Here is a 230-nt window from a genome sequence, read left to right as displayed (position 1 = left end):
CGATATTTGCAATTACCAGATACTGTGCCGGACAGGGTACGGGAACTAGCTGAGGAGATTGTAGCTGATTATGACAATCGATATGATATGGCAGTGGCTGTTGAACAATATTTTTCTGAAAACGGTTTTGAATATGAAACAACCAATGTGCCTACCCCGGAGGAAGGTCAGGATTATGTAGATCAGTTCTTATTCGAAACACAGTATGGATATTGTGATAATTATTCAAC

General features: G+C 39.6%; 1 protein-coding gene. It reads left to right on the top strand.

Going from position 1 to position 230, the window contains the following annotated elements:
- The coding region (locus AOA62_RS00080; RefSeq protein ID WP_143521692.1) for a transglutaminase domain-containing protein at positions 1-230 on the top strand (230 nt) is incomplete at both ends.

Origin of the sequence: Pseudomonas sp. 2995-3, assembly GCF_002742565.1 — a bacterium.
GTDB lineage: Bacteria > Pseudomonadota > Gammaproteobacteria > Pseudomonadales > Pseudomonadaceae > Aquipseudomonas > Aquipseudomonas edaphica.
Note: the sequence above shows the minus strand (reverse complement) of the source record. Positions and strands in the feature narration are given on the sequence as shown.